A 14,859-nucleotide genomic window follows, 5' to 3' on the forward strand; every position below is an offset into this window, starting at 1 on the left:
GAAGCCTGCGATCTTTTGATCTTTCACTTGGAACTCAAGCGCCAATGGAAAGATCGCAGCCTCGCTTCGCTCGACAGCTCCTACAGCGCAACCCAGCGGGAGCAAGCTCCCTCGCCACAAGAGCCTGGCCACAGGCGTCTGCAAAATCGGCAGACATAAAAAACCCGACATCAAGGTCGGGTCCAATTGAAGACGGGCTGTATCACTTTTGTTCGGCAGGCTTGACCAGTCGTTTTTCCAGCTCGCTGCAGGCTTTCTGGATCATGTCTTCGGTGATCGGTACTTCGCGCCCTTGGGCATCGATGAACGAGCAGCCCAGAGACTGGTCCGGTTGCGTGCGGATTACTTGAATCTTGTCGTCGCTGCTGTGTTGCAAGGACATGGCCTGTCTCCTCATCAGGTTGTGTGCCTACTTTAATGTCGCCAGGTGACCGAGCCATGACACTCCTTGTAGGTTCATGGCGACACCTCCACTCAATCAGAAACGCAGTTGCGTTTCCAGCCAGACTTTAGACCGATAACATCTAGCCTCTAGTCGTTGTGGTCATATTTAACCTGACTCATTCTGATTCAATTTGGTTCCGCTACGCTTTGGCGTCGCTGGCCGGCCTTTTTCCTGCTGCATTATCGGATGCCCTTGATGCTTTCTTCCCGACATCGCCGTGCCATACGCCTGGCCAACGGCTTCATCGCCCCTTATCGCAAACAGGTCGCCGGCGCCTTGCTGGCCCTGATTGTCACCGCCGGTATTACCTTGTCCATGGGCCAAGGCATCCGGTTGCTGGTGGACCAGGGCTTCATGACCCGCTCGCCGCACCTGCTCAATCAATCCATCGGCCTGTTCATGGTGCTGGTGGTGGGGTTGGCGATCGGTACGTTTGCCCGTTTTTACCTGGTGTCCTGGATCGGCGAGCGGGTGGTGGCCGATATCCGGCGGCAGGTCTTCAACCATCTGGTGTACTTGCACCCCGGTTTCTACGAAAACAACCGCAGTTCGGAAATCCAGTCGCGGCTGACCGCCGATACGACCTTGCTGCAATCGGTGATCGGTTCGTCGCTGTCGTTGTTTTTGCGCAACGCCTTGATGGTGGTGGGCGGCATCGTGCTGCTGTTCATCACCAATCCCAAGTTGACCAGTATCGTGGTGATTGCCCTGCCGCTGGTATTGGCGCCGATCCTGGTCTTTGGTCGGCGGGTGCGCAGTCTGTCGCGCCAGAGCCAGGACCGCATTGCCGACGTCGGCAGCTACGTCTCCGAAACTCTTGGCCAGATCAAGACCGTGCAGGCTTACAACCACCAGGTCCAGGACGAGCGACGATTCTCCGTGACGGTGGAGCAGGCCTTCGACACCGCCCGCAAGCGCATCGCCCAGCGGGCCTGGCTGATCACCCTGGTGATCGTGCTGGTGCTGGGCGCGGTGGGGGTGATGCTTTGGGTCGGCGGCATGGATGTGATCGCCGGGCGGATTTCCGGCGGTGAGCTGGCGGCATTCGTGTTCTACAGCCTGATCGTCGGCAGCGCCTTCGGTACCCTGAGCGAGGTGATCGGCGAGCTGCAACGGGCGGCGGGCGCTGCCGAGCGCATTGCCGAGTTGCTGCGTTCGGAAAACATCATCCAGCCGCCGGCTTCAGGCCTTGTCATGTTGCCGGAGCGGGTCCGGGGCGATCTGCGCCTCGAAGGCGTGCGTTTTTCCTACCCCTCCCGGCCGGACAGTTATGCGGTCGACGGTCTCGACCTGAGCATCAAGGCCGGCGAGACCCTGGCCCTGGTCGGGCCTTCCGGTGCGGGCAAGTCAACGGTGTATGACCTGCTGCTGCGTTTCTACGATCCGGTGCAAGGGCAGATCCTGATCGACGACGTGCCGTTGACTCAACTCGATCCGCTGGACCTGCGCCGCCACTTCGCCCTGGTTTCACAAAACCCGGCGCTGTTTTTCGGCACGGTCGAAGAGAACATCCGCTACGGCAACCCTGGCGCAACGTCCGAGCAGGTGCGTGAGGCCGCGCAGATTGCCCACGCCCATGACTTCATCGAAAAAATGCCCGACGGCTATCAGACACATCTGGGCGACGGTGGCCTGGGTCTGTCCGGCGGCCAGCGCCAACGCCTGGCCATCGCCCGGGCGTTGCTGGTGGACGCGCCGATCCTGCTGCTGGACGAAGCCACCAGCGCCCTCGATGCGCAAAGCGAACACCTGATCCAGCAAGCCCTGCCCAACCTGATGAAAAACCGCACGACCCTGGTCATCGCCCACCGCCTGGCCACGGTGAAAAACGCCGACCGGATCGCGGTGATGGACCAGGGCAAGGTGGTTGCCGTGGGCACTCACCAGGAGCTGGTTGCCAGCAATGCGCTGTACGCGCGGCTGGCGGCGTTGCAGTTCAATGTGGGGTTGGAGACGGCAACCGACTAAGTATGGTCCCTTGTGGGAGCGAGCTTGCTCGCGATAGCGTTGAGCCAGCTTGCATCCATGTTGAAGGTGCCACCGCCATCGCGAGCAAGCTCGCTCCCACAGGGTTCAGCAAGCGAGCAAAAAGAAATGCCCGCATCTTTCGATGCGGGCATTTTTTCTTCTCGGGAACAGCTTTCGCTAATGATCACTGATCATCGAAATACCGCTCATGCCAATCCACCAGCGGTTGCGGCGAGTTGAGTTTCTGGCCGTAGATCACCGAGTACGACAACACGTTCTGCACGTATTGGCGGGTTTCGTCGAAGGGAATGCTTTCGACCCAGACGTCAAAGCTCAAGTGGTCGGCGCCGCGCAGCCACTGGCGCACGCGACCGGGGCCGGCGTTGTAGGCCGCCGAAGCCAGGACGCGATTGCCGTTGAACTGGCTATGAACCTGGCTCAGGTACGCCGCGCCCAACTGGATGTTCTTGTCCGGGTTCAACACTTGCTGTGGTGAGGCCAGGGGAATGCTGAACTTGCGCGCGGTTTCCTTGGCGGTGCCGGGCATCAGTTGCATCAGGCCTGCGGCACCGACGCCGGAGCGGGCGTCGTCCATGAAGGCGCTTTCCTGGCGGGTGATGGCGAACGCCCAGCTTGGATGCAAGCCGCGGATCTTGGCTTCGCGTACCAGGGTGTCGCGGTGGGCCATCGGGAAGCGGATGTCCAGGTCGTCCCAGTACTTGGCCTGGCTGATGGTGCGAATGGCCGGGAAATACCACTTCAGGTCATAGGCCAGTTTGGCCTGGGCGACCATTTCGTCACGGTTGAAATGACGGCTGACGTGATACCACTCGCGGCGCCCGTCGACGATGTCCCCACGGGCATGAAATTCCAGCGCCCGACGCACGCCAGGGGTGTTGCGCACTTTGTTGATCAGCGCCTGGCTCATCACCAGCGGCTTGTTGACGAGCGAGTACGGTGACTGGGAACGGTCGGCGGCCAGGAAGCCATAGAAGTCTCGTTCACGGGCCAGGTGCTTGTAGAGCGCCAGCGCCTCGGGGTTCTGCGGCTGCGCCAGTTCCAGCGTGCGGGCTTGCCAGTACCGCCAGCGATTGGTGCTCGACAGCGACTCGGGCAGGCGACGGGTCAGTTGGTAGGCATCGTCCCAGCGGGCCAGGCGCAGGAGCAGGCGCAAGCGCCATTCCGAAACGGTGTCATCGCGCAGTTCCGGGTCGTATTTCGTCATCACGTCCAAGGCCCGGCTGTCGAAGCGCTTGGCCAGGGTCAGGCCGATTTCCCGGGCAATCGCAACTTTTTCATCACGGGAAAAATGCATGGTGCTGGCGTAGCCGTCCAGCAGTGCCATGGCCTTTTCCGGATCCTGGCGGGCCAGGCGACGCAGGCCGAGGCTGACGATGTCGGACATCGGTTCATCGGCCGGGGTGAAGCGCGAGGGCTGGTTGAGCAACTCAGGCTTTTGCGCCACGTCCACCAGCAGCTTGCCGCGGGGGGCGAGGGTGGTCAGACCGCTGACCAGGCTGTTGGCCAGCGGGTAGTTGCGGGCCTGGGCCGCCAGTTTTGTGCGTTCCCAGCGTTTCTGTTCGGTCAACTGGCCCTGGGAGGCCCATAGGCCGAACAAGGCATCGCACGCCTGGGGCTGGGATTTGCCGGAGAGCCACAGCTTTTCGGTATTGGCATAGCCTTCGGCTTTCAAGCCATGGCTGAGCTGGTACTGGGCGTTAAGGCAGTCCAGTTCGGTGAAATTGAGCTTGGGGTCGTAATACTTGACGAAGGTCTCCCAGTCACCGCGCTCGGTCAGCCAACGCAGCCAGCGCAACTTCATCCAGTTGGCCTGGGGCAGATCGCCGTGTTCGGCGAGGAACTTCTCGATTTCGGCGTTGCTGGCGCTCTTGAGGCGAGCGGTCAATTCGTCGTAGGCCAGATAGGGTTCCAGCGGATAATCGCGCAGGGCCTGGCTGTAGCGAAAGTAAGGGCCGGAATCACCCTTGGCCAAGGCGCGCTTGGCCTCGTCGTAATATTGGCGTTGAGTGGAGATATCCACCGCCTGCGCGGATTGAACGGCAGTGGCACATACAAAAAGACACGATAAAACACTGAAAAGGCGACTGCGCATGAGACGTCCGGGCATAAAAAACATGACAAGCCCAAGGGGTAACCCAGGGTAACTGTCTGTAGCTTAGCCTTTTGCCAGCAGCCGGCGAAAGCTTTGCAAGGCCGTCAGTGCAAGTTCGCAACATTTGTTATGCAGAGTGCTTCGGTGGCGAAATTGGCGGACCCCTGAGGCCTCATCTCAGGTAGAATGCGCGCCCGGTTTTTGGAGAAGCTCATGACCCTGCTCAAATTCAGCGATGTGTCCCTTGCTTTCGGCGCTATGCCGTTGTTGGACAAGGTGTCCTGGCAGATCGCCCGTGGTGAGCGGGTGTGCATCATCGGCCGCAACGGCACTGGCAAGTCCAGCATGATGAAGCTGGTCAAGGGCGATCAAAAGCCCGATGACGGCTCGGTCTGGCGCGCGCCAGGCCTGAAAATCGGCGAATTGCCCCAGGAACTGCCGGTGGCCGACGAGCGGACCGTATTCGACGTGGTTGCCGAAGGCCTGGACGGTGTCGGCGCGCTGTTGGCCGAGTATCACCACCTGAGCCAGAACATCGTCACCGATGCTGACCTGGACAAGTTGATGCACGTGCAGCACGACCTTGAAGCCCGAGACGGCTGGCGTCTGCAGCAACTGGTCGACAGCACCCTGAGCCGCCTGCAACTGCCGGCCGACAAGACCCTCGCCGAGTTGTCCGGCGGCTGGCGTCGTCGCGTCCTGCTGGCCCAGGCCCTTGTGTCCGAGCCGGACCTGCTGCTGCTCGACGAACCGACCAACCACCTGGACATCGGCGCCATCGCCTGGCTTGAAGAAGCCTTGAAGGACTTCCAGGGGGCTGTGCTGTTCATCACCCACGACCGTTCCTTCCTGCAAAACCTGGCGACCCGCATCCTTGAACTGGACCGTGGCGGCCTGATCGACTGGAACGGCGACTACGCCAGCTTCCTGGTGCACAAGGAAGCGGCGCTGGCAGCGGAAGAAACCGCTAACGCGTTGTTCGATAAGAAACTGGCCCAGGAAGAAGTCTGGATTCGCCAGGGCATCAAGGCGCGTCGCACCCGCAACGAAGGCCGTGTGCGGGCGCTGAAGGCCTTGCGCATGGAACGCAGTGAACGTCGCGAGCGCACCGGCAAGGCCAACATTCAGTTGGATACCGCTGACAAGTCCGGCAAGCAGGTGATGGTCCTTGAGAACGTGAGTTTCGCGCATCCGGGCGGCCCGTTCCTGATCAAGGACTTCTCCATGGTCCTGCAGCGCGGTGATCGCATCGGCCTGCTGGGTGCCAACGGTACCGGCAAGACCACGCTGCTCAAGCTGATGCTCGGTGGCCTGGTGCCGACCAATGGCAAGGTGGAGGAGGGCACGAAGATCGACGTCGCCTACTTTGACCAGTTGCGCCATCAGTTGGACCTGGAAAAGACCGTGATCGATAACGTGGCCGAAGGTCGCGATTTCATCGATATCGATGGTCAGAGCCGCCATGTGTTGAGCTACCTCGGCGATTTCCTGTTCAGCCCCCAGCGTGCCCGTACGCCGGTCAAGGCGCTGTCGGGTGGCGAGCGCGCCCGTCTGTTGCTGGCCAAGTTGTTCAGCAAGCCGGCGAACCTGCTGGTGCTCGACGAACCGACCAACGACCTGGACGTGGAAACCCTGGAGTTGCTGGAAGAGGTGTTGCTGACCTTCAATGGCACCGTGCTGATGGTCAGTCACGACCGGGCATTCCTCGACAACGTGGTCACCAGCACCCTGGTGTTCGAAGGCGAAGGCCTGGTGCGTGAATACGTCGGTGGTTATCAGGACTGGCTGCGCCAGGGCGGCTCGCCGCGTCTGCTGGGGGTCACCGAGAGCAAGTCTGGCAAGGCCGACCTGAATTCGGCCGTGGTCAAGACCGAGCCAGCCCCGGTAGCCGCCGCAGCGGTGCCGGCACCGGCCAAGAAAAAACTCAGCTACAAACTGCAGCGTGAGCTGGAGGCGTTGCCGGGTGATATCGACGCGAAGGAGCAGCAGATCGCTGCGGTGGAAGCGGAGATGGCTGACGCCGGTTTCTACCAGCGACCTGCTGCCGAAACCGCCAAGGTGATCGCGCACCTGGAGCAGTTGCAGGCCGAGCTGGACGCACTGGTCGAGCGCTGGGCTGAACTGGACGCTTGATCCGCTGTTGAAAAAATCCCGGAATTCAGCAATGAATGCCGGGATTTCTATTTGAAACGCTATTCCCCTGTAGGGGTGAGCCTGTGGGAGCAAAGCTTGCTCGCGATGAAGGCATCTCGGTCTGTCGAATGACCGCGTTATCGTTCATCGCGAGCAAGCTTTGCTCCCACAGGCTCGCTCCCACAAGGGTAGGGTTTATGTGCGCTTGACCAGATGCACCGCCAGCACGTCGCAAGGCGCACCATGCAGCACGTCGTTGGCGGTCGAGCCCAGCAACAGCGCCAGGCCGTGGCGACCATGGCTGCCGACCACAATCAGGTCGCAGCCCTGCTCCTTGGCCAGGTGATGGATCTCCTGGCGCGGCTGGCCGTAGGTCAGGTGGCTGAATTCCTTCTTCAGGGCCGGGTATTTCACGATCAGTCGGTCAAGGCGCTCCTTGGCCTGGTCGAATTGCTGCTGCTGCAACTGGGAAAGGTCCATAGGCACGTCGCCGCCGAAGGCCATGGCCATCGGTTCGACGATGTGTACCAGCGACAGCTTGGTGTCCCGGCTTTCGCAAAGGGCGAGGGCGCGCTTGACGACCGGATCGCATTCTTCAGTGAGGTCGACGGCGACCAGAACGTGTTCGTAGTACATGGAAAGCACTCCAGAGAATTGCGATACGGTAAGTATGGCTGGTTTCAAGCGCATTGACGGCGACGTGGCTCAATGGGCTCATCAGAATTCGGGAGTACGAATATGACGGTCTGGATAGTGGTGTCAATCCTGTTGGTGGTGTTAAGTCCGCTGGCATGGTTGCGGCCGTCCCGTGTCCAGAGCGGTCGCATGGCCCTGCGCATGGAGGCACGACGCCTGGGCCTGGCCATGCAGCTGGCGCCGCAGGAGTGGCCGCACTGGCTCGGCCAGCAGCCGCCAAACCCCTGCGCCCAGTACCACCGGCCCCGGCGCGGCAAGGAACCGGCGGTCTGGAGCTATTGGCAGACGGCGCCAGGCGTCTGGGTCAACCGGTGGCGAGAAGTCTGCCAGGATGAATCCCTGCTCAATCATTTCGAAAAATTGCCGGCCAACGTCTACAAAGTTGAAGCCGATCGGCAAATGATTGCCTTGTACTGGGGCGAGAAGGGCGAAGCGACTGTTTTGCAAGATATTTGCACGGTGCTCAAGGCGCTGGCCTGAGGCATAAAAAAGCCCGACAGTCTCATCGGGCGGGTTGGCCAGGCAGGCCGGTAATCAATCTCATGCCAGGACGTGCGTTCGTAACGTCCTTTTGTTCCTAATCCTCAATCGCGTCCCGACAGCGTAGACCGCTGGTTCCGGTCTGTCTGGAATTAGGGCGATTTTTCTAATTATTGATTCTATGAATAGCGGCTCATGCGGCGCCGTGTTGCGGATCCGTACGGTACGGAAATGACCGTGAAGTCGCGTTCACGCCTGTGTTTAGGGCGATTGACAATTGTCGGAAATTCCGTGAAGGTGACGTACCCAAATCAAACGGGCGTATGAATTGAGCGTTTGTATTTTCAGAATGCTCCTACAGACCCCGACTATCGCGTTGACGGGTGTGCCTGGCGGATTGGCGTAGCATCGACGGTAACGTCTATGCCGAACCAGTGGTCAGCGTTCAACGTGTACTGTTCAGCTTCCATATCGTGGAGATCAGTTGATGATTTACGAAGGTAAAGCCATCACGGTTAAGGCTCTTGAAAGTGGCATCGTCGAATTGAAATTCGACCTCAAGGGTGAGTCCGTCAACAAGTTCAACCGTCTAACCCTGAATGAATTGCGTCAGGCTGTAGACACTATCAAGGCAGATGCTTCGATCAAGGGTGTGATCGTCAGCAGCGGCAAGGACGTGTTCATCGTCGGCGCCGACATCACCGAATTCGTCGACAACTTCAAGCTGCCCGATGCCGAACTGATCGCTGGCAACCTCGAAGCCAACCGTATTTTCAGCGACTTCGAAGACCTCAACGTACCGACTGTCGTGGCCATCAACGGCATCGCCCTGGGTGGCGGCCTGGAAATGTGCCTGGCGGCGGATTACCGCGTCATGGCCACCACGGCCAAGATCGGCCTGCCGGAAGTCAAGCTGGGCATCTACCCAGGCTTCGGCGGCACCGTGCGCCTACCGCGCCTGATCGGTGCCGACAACGCCATCGAGTGGATTGCCGCCGGCAAGGAAAACCGTGCTGAAGACGCGCTGAAGGTCGGTGCCGTGGATGCCGTGGTCGAACCTGGCAAGCTCCAGGAAGCGGCCCTTGAAACCATCAAGCGCGCCATCAGCGGCGAGTTCGACTACAAGGCCAAGCGTCAGCCGAAGCTCGAGAAGCTCAAGCTCAACGCCATCGAACAAATGATGGCCTTCGAAACCGCCAAGGGTTTCGTGGCCGGTCAGGCAGGCCCGAACTACCCGGCGCCGGTCGAAGCGATCAAGACCATCCAGAAAGCCGCGAGCTTCGGTCGCGACAAGGCCCTGGAAGTCGAGGCCGCCGGCTTCGTCAAGCTGGCCAAGACCTCGGCAGCGCAAAGCCTGATCGGTCTGTTCCTCAATGACCAGGAGCTGAAGAAAAAGGCCAAGGCCTACGACGAAATCGCCAGTGACGTGAAGCAGGCCGCCGTGCTCGGCGCCGGCATCATGGGGGGCGGTATCGCGTACCAGTCGGCGTCCAAAGGCACGCCAATCCTGATGAAGGACATCAACGAACACGGGATCGAGCAAGGCCTGGCCGAAGCCGCCAAGCTGCTGGTCGGCCGTGTCGACAAAGGTCGCATGACCGCTGCGAAGATGGCCGAAGTGCTCAATGGCATTCGTCCGACCCTGTCCTACGGCGATTTCGGCCATGTCGACCTGGTGGTCGAAGCCGTTGTCGAGAACCCGAAGGTCAAGCAGGCGGTACTGGCTGAAGTCGAAGACAAGGTCAAAGAGGACACCATCCTGGCCTCGAACACCTCGACCATCTCCATTTCGCTGCTGGCCAAGGCCCTCAAGCGTCCGGAGAACTTCGTCGGCATGCACTTCTTCAACCCGGTGCACATGATGCCGCTGGTGGAAGTGATCCGTGGCGAGAAGTCCAGCGAACATGCCGTCGCCACCACCGTGGCCTACGCCAAGAAAATGGGCAAGAACCCGATCGTCGTCAACGATTGCCCGGGCTTTCTGGTCAACCGCGTGCTGTTCCCGTACTTCGGCGGTTTCGCCAAGCTGGTCAGCGCTGGCGTGGACTTCGTGCGCATCGACAAGATCATGGAAAAATTCGGCTGGCCGATGGGCCCGGCGTACCTGATGGACGTGGTCGGCATCGACACCGGCCACCACGGTCGCGACGTCATGGCCGAAGGTTTCCCGGACCGCATGAAGGACGATCGTCGTTCGGCTGTCGACGTGCTCTACGAAGCCAAACGCCTGGGCCAGAAAAACGGCAAGGGCTTCTACGCCTATGAGACCGACAAGCGCGGCAAGCAGAAGAAAGTCGCCGACTCGTCGGTGCTGGAAGTGCTCAAGCCGATTGTCTACGAGCAGCGCGAAGTCACCGACGAGGACATCATCAACTGGATGATGATCCCGCTGTGCCTCGAAACCGTGCGTTGCCTGGAAGACGGTATTGTCGAGACCGCTGCCGAAGCCGACATGGGTCTGGTCTACGGTATCGGTTTCCCTCCATTCCGTGGCGGTGCGCTGCGCTACATCGATTCGATCGGTGTTGCCGAGTTCGTTGCCCTGGCTGACCAGTACGCTGATTTGGGCGCGCTGTACCACCCGACCGCGAAGCTGCGTGAAATGGCCAAGAACGGCCAGCGCTTCTTCGGTTAAGCGCCCAACGACTAGAGCGAGAGAACATTTATGAGCTTGAATCCTAGAGACGTCGTGATTGTCGACTTCGGTCGTACGCCGATGGGCCGCTCCAAGGGCGGCATGCACCGCAACACCCGCGCCGAAGACATGTCGGCGCACCTGATCCGCAAGCTGCTGGAACGCAACGTCAAGGTCGACCCCAACGAAGTCGAAGACGTGATCTGGGGCTGTGTGAACCAGACCCTGGAGCAGGGCTGGAACATCGCCCGCATGGCCTCGCTGATGACTCAGATCCCTCATACGGCGGCGGGCCAGACCGTCAGCCGCCTGTGCGGTTCGTCCATGAGCGCACTGCACACCGCCGCCCAGGCGATCATGACCGGTAACGGTGACGTGTTCGTCGTCGGTGGTGTCGAGCACATGGGCCACGTGAGCATGATGCACGGTGTCGATCCGAACCCGCACATGTCGCTGTACGCGGCGAAAGCCTCTGGCATGATGGGCCTGACTGCGGAAATGCTTGGCAAAATGCACGGCATCACCCGCGAACAGCAGGACGCCTTTGGCGTACGCTCCCACCAGCTCGCCCACAAGGCGACCGTGGAAGGCAAGTTCAAGGATGAGATCATCCCGATGCAGGGCTACGACGAGAACGGCTTCCTGAAGCTGTTCGACTACGACGAAACCATTCGTCCGGAAACCACCCTGGAAAGCCTGGCGGCCCTCAAGCCGGCATTCAATCCGAAGGGCGGCACCGTGACAGCCGGTACCTCGTCGCAGATCACCGACGGTGCCTCGTGCATGATCGTGATGTCGGCCCAGCGTGCCCAGGACCTGGGTATCCAGCCGATGGCGGTGATTCGTTCGATGGCCGTGGCGGGTGTGGACCCGGCGATCATGGGCTATGGTCCAGTACCGGCCACGCAGAAAGCCTTGAAGCGCGCAGGCCTGGGTATTGCCGATATCGACTTCTTCGAACTCAACGAAGCTTTCGCCGCACAGGCCTTGCCAGTGCTGAAAGATTTGAAAGTGCTCGACAAGATGAACGAGAAGGTTAACCTGCACGGCGGCGCGATCGCCCTGGGTCACCCGTTCGGTTGCTCCGGTGCGCGTATCTCCGGCACGCTGCTCAACGTCATGAAGCAGAATGGCGGCACTTTTGGTGTGTCGACCATGTGCATTGGCCTCGGCCAGGGCATCGCCACTGTCTTCGAACGCGTCTAAGCGTTGCGTTGATGGAAGCCGGGGCCAAGTGCCCCGGTTTTTGTTTTTTCGGGTTTAGTAAAAAAGATTTTGTTTTTATTTTGAAAAAATTTGAGTGAGTGCCAAAGCATGCCGATACAACCTGGGCTCTACCAGCATTACAAAGGTCCGCAGTACCGCGTATTCAGCATCGCGCGGCATTCCGAGACCGAGGAAGAAGTGGTCTTCTATCAAGCCCTGTATGGCGATTACGGCTTTTGGGTGCGTCCCTTGAGCATGTTCGAGGAGTCCGTCGAGGTTGACGGCGAACAGGTGCCACGCTTTGCTTTGGTGCAGGCCGAGGAGAGCATTTTTTCCAAGCCTTGAGGCCGGTATGCGGGCAACCCTGCGCTTGACCTCACCTTGCAGCCACTATATATAGCGGTGCCGCGTCAGGCGCCAACCGCCTTTCACTTTTTAGAATTCAGGAATTTTCTGATCCATGGGCAAATCGCTGGTCATTGTGGAATCCCCGGCTAAGGCCAAGACCATCAACAAGTATCTGGGCAACCAATACGTGGTGAAGTCGAGTATCGGCCATATCCGAGACCTGCCCACCAGCGGTTCGGCTAGCGCCAGCAAGGAGCCAGCCGCCAAGCGCGGCAAGGCTGCTGCCGGTGAAGCGCCGGCGCTGTCGCCGAAAGACAAGGCGCGCAAGCAGCTGGTCTCACGCATGGGGGTCGATCCGGAACACGGCTGGAAAGCCAAGTACGAGATCCTCCCGGGCAAGGAAAAGGTCATCGAAGAGCTGCGCCGGCTCGCCAAGGATGCCGACACCATCTATCTCGCGACGGACTTGGACCGCGAAGGGGAAGCCATTGCCTGGCACCTGCGCGAAGCCATTGGTGGGGATGACAGCCGCTACAAGCGCGTGGTGTTCAACGAAATTACCAAGAAGGCCATCCAGGAAGCCTTCTCCCAGCCGGGCGAGCTGGATATCGATCGGGTCAACGCCCAGCAGGCGCGTCGCTTCCTCGACCGCGTGGTGGGCTACATGGTTTCGCCCCTGCTGTGGGCCAAGATCGCCCGTGGCCTGTCGGCCGGTCGTGTGCAGTCGGTCGCCGTGAAGCTGGTGGTGGAGCGCGAGCGGGAGATCCGTGCGTTCATCCCTGAAGAGTACTGGGAAGTCCACGCCGACCTCGGCACCGCCAAGGGTGCCACCGTGCGCTTCGACGTGGCCCGGGAGAAGGGCGAGGCCTTCAAGCCGCTCAACGAAGCCCAGGCCATGGCTGCGCTGGAAAAACTCAAGGCTTCCAGCTACAGCATCGTCAAGCGCGAAGACAAGCCGACCAGCAGCAAGCCGTCGGCGCCGTTCATCACCTCCACGTTGCAGCAGGCCGCGAGCAATCGCCTGGGCTTTGGCGTGAAGAAAACCATGATGATGGCCCAGCGTCTGTACGAAGCCGGCTACATCACCTATATGCGTACCGACTCGACCAACCTTTCGGTCGATGCCGTGGCGATGGCGCGCACTTATATAGAAAGCGAGTTCGGCAAGAAGTACCTGCCGGACACGCCGAACGTCTACAGCAGCAAGGAAGGCGCGCAGGAGGCTCACGAAGCGATTCGTCCGTCCGATGCCAACACCGAGCCAAGCAAGCTGTCGGGCATGGAGCGCGATGCCGAGCGTCTCTACGAGCTGATCTGGCGCCAGTTCCTGGCCTGCCAGATGCTGCCGGCGCAATACCTGTCGACCACGGTCAGCGTCGGTGCCGGTGACTTCGAGCTGCGCGCCAAGGGCCGCATCCTGAAGTTCGACGGCTACACCCGCGTCATGCCGCAGATCACCAAGCCTGGGGATGACGACGTCCTGCCGGACATGGCCCAGGGCGACGTGATGAAGCTGATCAAGCTTGATCCGACCCAGCATTTCACCAAGCCACCGGCCCGTTACTCCGAAGCCAGCCTGGTCAAGGAAATGGAAAAGCGCGGCATTGGTCGTCCTTCGACCTACGCAGCGATCATCTCCACCATCCAGGACCGCGGCTATGTGGCGCTGCACAACCGTCGTTTCTATTCGGAAAAGATGGGTGACATCGTCACCGAGCGCCTGTCCGAGAGCTTCTCGAACCTGATGGATTACGGCTTCACCGCCGGTATGGAAGAGAACCTCGACGATGTGGCCCAGGGCGAGCGCGACTGGAAAAACGTTCTCGACGAGTTCTACGGCGACTTCAAGAAGAAGCTCGAAGTGGCCGAAAGCCCGGACAGCGGCATGCGCGCCAACCAGCCGGTCATGACCGATATCCCGTGCCTGACCTGCGGGCGCCCGATGCAAATCCGTACGGCCTCGACCGGCGTGTTCCTCGGTTGCTCGGGCTACAGCCTGCCACCCAAGGAGCGCTGCAAGGCGACGGTCAACCTGGTGCCGGGCGACGAAATCGCCGCGGACGACGAGGGTGAATCGGAATCCCTGGTGCTGCGCGGCAAGCATCGCTGCCCGATCTGCAGCACGGCGATGGACGCCTACCTGCTGGATGAAAAGCGCAAGCTGCACATCTGCGGTAACAATCCGGACTGTGCCGGTTATGAGATCGAAGAGGGCACTTATCGCATCAAGGGCTACGAAGGCCCGAGCCTGGAGTGCGACAAGTGTGGCAGCGAGATGCAGCTCAAGACCGGCCGTTTCGGCAAGTTCTTCGGTTGCACCAACCCGACCTGCAAGAACACCCGCAAACTGCTCAAGAGCGGTGACGCGGCGCCGCCGAAGATGGACCCGGTGAAGATGCCTGAGCTCAAGTGCGAGAAGGTCAACGACACCTACATCCTGCGCGACGGTGCCTCCGGCCTGTTCCTGGCGGCGAGCCAGTTCCCGAAAAACCGTGAGACCCGTGCACCGTTGGTGATGGAAATCGTGCCGCACAAGGACGAGATCGATCCGAAGTACCATTTCCTCTGCGAAGCGCCGCAGAAGGATCCGGAAGGGCGCCCAGCGGTCATCCGCTACAGCCGCAAGACCAAGGAGCAATACGTGCAAACCGAAGTCGACGGCAAGCCGACTGGCTGGAAAGCCTACTACGACGGTGGTAAGTGGACGGTGCAAGACAAGAGCTGATGGCAGCACTCACGTGTGACGAGGGGGCTTGCTCCCGCTGGGCCGGTCCGACGTTTCGGACGTAGCCGCCCCAATAAGTCTCAAGTGAACAAAAGGCCGCATGACAACCC

The 14,859-nt window shown here is 60.4% G+C and carries 10 protein-coding genes; 7 read left to right on the forward strand and 3 right to left on the reverse strand.

The features are described 5' to 3' along the window. Positions 1 to 202: 202 nt before the first annotated feature. A complete protein-coding gene (locus tag LOY50_RS09370; RefSeq protein WP_003199629.1) occupies positions 203 to 382 on the reverse strand; it encodes a PA1571 family protein in 180 nt (59 codons plus the stop codon). Between the two features lie 249 nt (positions 383 to 631). Between LOY50_RS09370 and LOY50_RS09375 the strand changes: the two genes are divergently transcribed. Further along, positions 632 to 2,413, forward strand: a complete 1,782-nt coding sequence (locus LOY50_RS09375) for an ABC transporter transmembrane domain-containing protein (RefSeq protein ID WP_258690700.1) — start codon at positions 632 to 634, stop codon at positions 2,411 to 2,413. 184 nt (positions 2,414 to 2,597) lie between these two features. Here the strand turns inward: LOY50_RS09375 and LOY50_RS09380 are convergent, their stop codons facing one another. Beyond that, positions 2,598 to 4,526, reverse strand: coding sequence for a transglycosylase SLT domain-containing protein (locus LOY50_RS09380; RefSeq protein WP_253472932.1), 1,929 nt, complete (start codon positions 4,524 to 4,526; stop codon positions 2,598 to 2,600). Positions 4,527 to 4,739: 213 nt separating this feature from the next. Here LOY50_RS09380 and LOY50_RS09385 point away from each other — a divergent pair, with 213 nt between their 5' ends. Beyond that, on the forward strand, positions 4,740 to 6,659 hold the full coding sequence (locus LOY50_RS09385) for an ATP-binding cassette domain-containing protein (RefSeq protein WP_258690701.1): 1,920 nt from the start codon (positions 4,740 to 4,742) through the stop codon (positions 6,657 to 6,659). A 195-nt stretch (positions 6,660 to 6,854) separates the two neighbouring features. On the opposite strand, the gene LOY50_RS09390 is transcribed toward LOY50_RS09385, so the two are convergent. Further along, the gene (locus LOY50_RS09390; protein WP_003199636.1) at positions 6,855 to 7,295 is read right to left on the reverse strand and encodes a universal stress protein; all 441 of its coding nucleotides are present in this window, start codon (positions 7,293 to 7,295) and stop codon (positions 6,855 to 6,857) included. A 102-nt stretch (positions 7,296 to 7,397) separates the two neighbouring features. Between LOY50_RS09390 and LOY50_RS09395 the strand changes: the two genes are divergently transcribed. From LOY50_RS09395 to topA, 5 genes are all read left to right on the forward strand, one after another. Then, positions 7,398 to 7,835 carry a hypothetical protein gene (locus LOY50_RS09395; RefSeq protein ID WP_253472938.1) on the forward strand — a complete coding sequence of 146 codons (438 nt, stop codon included), beginning with the start codon at positions 7,398 to 7,400 and terminating at the stop codon, positions 7,833 to 7,835. Between the two features lie 487 nt (positions 7,836 to 8,322). Continuing rightward, positions 8,323 to 10,470 carry a fatty acid oxidation complex subunit alpha FadB gene (gene fadB, locus LOY50_RS09400; RefSeq protein ID WP_214508904.1) on the forward strand — a complete coding sequence of 716 codons (2,148 nt, stop codon included), beginning with the start codon at positions 8,323 to 8,325 and terminating at the stop codon, positions 10,468 to 10,470. A gap of 30 nt (positions 10,471 to 10,500) precedes the next feature. Next, positions 10,501 to 11,676 (forward strand): acetyl-CoA C-acyltransferase FadA, encoded by a 1,176-nt coding sequence (gene fadA / locus LOY50_RS09405; RefSeq protein ID WP_018604861.1) that lies wholly within the window; start codon positions 10,501 to 10,503, stop codon positions 11,674 to 11,676. A gap of 108 nt (positions 11,677 to 11,784) precedes the next feature. Further along, positions 11,785 to 12,021 (forward strand): DUF1653 domain-containing protein, encoded by a 237-nt coding sequence (locus LOY50_RS09410; RefSeq protein ID WP_003199644.1) that lies wholly within the window; start codon positions 11,785 to 11,787, stop codon positions 12,019 to 12,021. A gap of 115 nt (positions 12,022 to 12,136) precedes the next feature. Beyond that, on the forward strand, positions 12,137 to 14,749 hold the full coding sequence (gene topA, locus LOY50_RS09415; protein WP_214508906.1) for a type I DNA topoisomerase: 2,613 nt from the start codon (positions 12,137 to 12,139) through the stop codon (positions 14,747 to 14,749). The last annotated feature ends 110 nt before the right edge of the window (positions 14,750 to 14,859 follow it).

It is taken from the genome of Pseudomonas sp. B21-010 (genome assembly GCF_024749325.1).
Taxonomy (GTDB): Bacteria; Pseudomonadota; Gammaproteobacteria; order Pseudomonadales; family Pseudomonadaceae; genus Aquipseudomonas; species Aquipseudomonas kilonensis.